This is a genomic window from Pseudomonas sp. GM60 (genome assembly GCF_000282415.1).
In the GTDB taxonomy this organism is placed as follows: domain Bacteria; phylum Pseudomonadota; class Gammaproteobacteria; order Pseudomonadales; family Pseudomonadaceae; genus Aquipseudomonas; species Aquipseudomonas migulae.
In genome coordinates, this window is the sequence record NZ_AKJI01000180.1 from 1 (window position 1) to 4,088 (window position 4,088).

A 4,088-nucleotide genomic window follows, 5' to 3' on the forward strand; every position below is an offset into this window, starting at 1 on the left:
GTTCGGTCAGCGGCGCGTCGGGTGCGATCACCTACACCTTGGTCGGCAGTGCCACCGGCGCTTACGGGCAAATTGCGCTCAACCCCAACGGCACCTACACCTACACCCTGACCTCGCCGGCCAGCACCACGCCGCATGCGGATAACGGCGCCAATACCCTGAGCGAAAGCTTCACCTACCAGGCCACCGATGCCCTGGGCAACACCGTCACCAGCACGATCAAGGTCAACATCGTTGATGACGTGCCCAAAGCGGTTGCCTCGGAGCGTTCAGTGGTTGCTGCGGACATCGATTCCAACCTGCTGCTGGTGATTGATGTGTCCGGCAGTATGGGGGACGCTTCCGGCGTGGATGGCCTGTCGCGCCTTGCGTTGGCCAAACAGGCCATCAGCGCGTTGCTCGACAAGTACGACGATCTGGGCGATGTGAAAGTGCAGATCGTCACCTTCAGCAGCGGCGCCTCCGACAAGACCTCGGTCTGGGTCGATGTGGAGACCGCCAAGTCAATCATCACCGGCCTGTCGGCGGGCGGTAACACCAACTACGATGCGGCCGTGACGGTGGCGCAAACGGCGTTCGACACCAGCGGCAAACTGACCGGGGCGCAGAACGTCGGCTATTTCTTCTCTGACGGCAAACCCAACGAAGGCGCGATCGATCCTTCGGAGGAAGCGGCCTGGAAAGCATTCCTCGAAGAGAATCACATCAAGAACTACGCGGTCGGCCTCGCCAACGGGGTCGCCCAATCCAACCTCGATCCGCTGGCCTATGACGGCAGCGCCGGCCTTGGCAATGGCACCAATACCAACGCCGTCATCGTCAACGAACTCGGCCAGCTCAACTCGGTACTGTCGGGCACTGTGGTCGGTGCGCCGGTCACCGGTTCGCTGCTGGGCGAGGGCGGTACGTTCGGTGCCGATGGCGGTTTCATCAAAGCCATCACGGTCGACGGCACCACTTACACCTATGACCCCAAAGGCGACAACAACCAGGGTGCGCTGAACTTCAGCGGCGGCGCCAACCACGGCACTTTCAACACGGCCAATAACACCCTGAGCATTGCCACCGACGGCAAAGGCACCCTCGTGGTGAACCTCGACACCGGCGAATACACCTACACCTCGCAAAAATCCACGTCGGTGGTGATCACCGAAAACATCGGCTACACGGTCAGCGACAACGACGGTGACCTGGCCAGCTCGACCCTGGTGGTCAAGGTCGTTCCGAATGCGCCCCCGGTGGCGGTCGATGATCACGTCATCACCAACGTGCTGTCGGGCAATATCGTGGTACCTGGCGAGCTGTTGCTGGCCAACGACACCGACCCCAACGGCGATCCGCTCACCGCATCGCCAACCACCTTCAATACCGGCTGGATTGTCAAAGGCGCGGACTTTACCGGCAGCAACCAGAACTACAGTTTCACCGGCAACAACGCTCAATCGGTGACCATCGCCCGCAGCGCATTCGTCGCCAACACCGCAGCCATGACCGCGGTACTGGTGGTCAGCGGGGCGTTGGGCGAAGTCAAAAACAACAACACCAATGACGAGGATCGCATCACCGTTACCCTCAAACAGGGTGAAACCCTGAACCTCGATCACAACCTGGCGGCCGGTCACGTCACCCTGGAGTACTCGGTCAACGGCGGCGCGTTCATCGGCATCGGCGATGGCCAGACCATCACTGCCGCAGTGGACGGCACCTACCAGATCCACATCACCAACATCGATGACGGCGGGCAGGGCAACGGCAAAGGCGCGGAAAATTACCAACTGATCCTGACCGTCGACTACTCCGGCGCCCACAGCACCACCCTGGACTATCACGGCGCTTACGTCGCCGGCGACAACCATGGTGGCAGTGACAGCGCAGCGGTGACCATCAGCTATCAGGACGGTCACACCCTGACCGGCACAGCGGACGACGATGTGCTGGTGGCGGGCACCGGCAACAACGTGATCAACGCCGGCGATGGCAACGATGTGCTCACCGCCGGTGCAGGCAACAACGAGCTGCACGGTGGCGCCGGCAATGACTTGCTCTACAGCGGCGCGGGCAATGACTTGCTCGACGGCGGCACCGGTATCGACACCGCGAGCTACGCCCATGCCTCCGCCGGGGTCAAGGTGGATCTGAGCCTGCTCGGCGCGCAAAACACCGTGGGTGCCGGCACCGATAGCCTGACCGCGATCGAAAACCTCACCGGTTCCAACTTCGACGACAAACTGACCGGCGACAACCACAACAACATCATCACCGGCGGCCTCGGCAACGACGTGCTCAACGGTGGCGGTGGCGATGACTTGCTCATCGGCGGCCTCGGCAACAACACCCTCACCGGTGGTGCCGACACCGACACCTTCCAGTGGCTCAAAGGCAACAGCGGCCACGACGTGGTCACCGACTTCACCCCGGGCACCGACAAACTCGACCTGTCGCTATTGTTGCAAGGGGAGAACGGCACCGCGGCGTCGCTGGATGACTACCTGCACTTCAAAGTCACCGGCAGCGGTGATTCACTGGTCACCAGCATCGACGTCAGCGGCATGGCCGGCGCTTTACCGAACCAGACCATCGAGCTCGCGGGTGTGAACCTTGCGAGCCATTACGGCGTGACTCCGGGGGCGGGAGGGGTGATTGCCGGCGGGGCGGATACGGCGACCATCATCAATGGGATGTTGAATGACCATTCGTTGAAAGTGGACACCGTGTGATCTGAAACCTTAGGCAACAAACCCGCCATCCCTTACACAGGGATGGCGGGTTTTTTATTGCGGACGAACACTCAGGATCGATGCAGGGTTTTCTGCTTGAGGATGTAAATCGTCACCAGCACGGCACTGGTCAGCATGAATCCGCGTGCCCATGGCAGGGGCACCAGGTAGCAGGACAACAGAATGCTGACCCACATCAGACCAATGGCGTAGACCTTGCCCTTGAGCGGAATGCCGTTGCCATCGAGGTAGTCGCGAATCCACGGACCCAGCCGTGGGTGTCCCACCAGCCAGTTGTAAAAGCGCGGCGAGCTGCGGGCGAAACAGGCAGCCGCCAGCAACAGGAAGGGCGTGGTGGGTAATACCGGCAGGAAAATCCCGATCACCCCCAGCGCTACGCTCAGCCAGCCAATGGCCAGCAGTACGTAACGCAACATCAGGGAGCGGTTGCCTATGGGGTTGTCCATAGGCAAAACCTTAGTGGTGACGTGGCTTGAGGATCGCCGGTTTTTCGTCTGGCGCGTTGCACAGCAGGTACAGCGCGGTCAGGGCTTCCGGGATCTGCACGATCATGTCGTCCATCAGGTTGGCGTCGGCTGCGATATCGGAGAACTCGGGCTGCTCGTCGAAAAGACCCGAACCGACCATGATCGGCAGCAGCATTTCGCTGACTTCGTCTTCGGCGGTTTCGAACCAGGCCGCTTCGCGCAGGAACACGCCTTCCATGAAGCCGATGCACCAGCCACGCAGGTCGGAATCGTCCGGATCGTCGCCGAGGTCCAGTTCGCATGGGAGCTCGAACTCTTCATCGGACGCCAGTTGGCGGGCGATGTGAGCCTTGAGGGCCAGCAGGGTGGATTCGATGGCTTCACGCTCGGTGTCATCGGCGTAATGCGGTTCTTCGGCGAAGAGGGCGTCGATCCATTCACGGTCGGGAACGCTTTCGGAACAGATCGACAGCGCGGTGAGGTAGCCGTGGGCGGCCACGTAGTCCAGCGCCTCGTCATGCAGTTCATCGGCGTCGAGGAAGACTTGCAGGCGGGTTAGTTGCTCAGCGAAGGACATTAAAGGGCTACCTTGGGAATTAACAGATGCGGGAATTCTAGGCCTTCTTGAGCACTCAGGCCAGCCGCGCGGGATATTTGCACCCAGAACACGGCAATCCTTGTAGGAGTGAGACTGGCTTGCCGGCGAAGGCTTTGTGTCAGGCGACAGTTTTTGGAGGGTGTACATATCCATTCCTGCGGTTACGGCTTCTATTGGTTTCGCCCTTACGGCGAGTCACTTGGAAAAGCCCCAAGTAACCAAGGGCTCTTGCCCCTTTCGTTCGGTGGCTCGCTAATGCTCGCCATACCCTCGCTCCGGTCCTGC

At 60.8% G+C, this 4,088-nt stretch carries 3 protein-coding genes; 1 reads left to right on the forward strand and 2 read right to left on the reverse strand.

Translation table 11 applies throughout. From position 1 onward, the window contains the following. The coding region (locus PMI32_RS00050) for a type I secretion C-terminal target domain-containing protein (RefSeq protein ID WP_008035836.1) at positions 1 to 2,717 on the forward strand (2,717 nt) is incomplete at its 5' end. Between the two features lie 71 nt (positions 2,718 to 2,788). Here the strand turns inward: PMI32_RS00050 and PMI32_RS00045 are convergent. Both PMI32_RS00045 and PMI32_RS00040 read right to left on the reverse strand, forming a co-directional pair. Then, complete coding sequence (locus PMI32_RS00045) at positions 2,789 to 3,184, reverse strand: YbaN family protein (RefSeq protein WP_008035838.1); 396 nt, start codon at positions 3,182 to 3,184, stop codon at positions 2,789 to 2,791. A 10-nt stretch (positions 3,185 to 3,194) separates the two neighbouring features. After that, complete coding sequence (locus PMI32_RS00040) at positions 3,195 to 3,782, reverse strand: UPF0149 family protein (RefSeq protein ID WP_008035840.1); 588 nt, start codon at positions 3,780 to 3,782, stop codon at positions 3,195 to 3,197. Positions 3,783 to 4,088 lie beyond the last annotated feature (306 nt).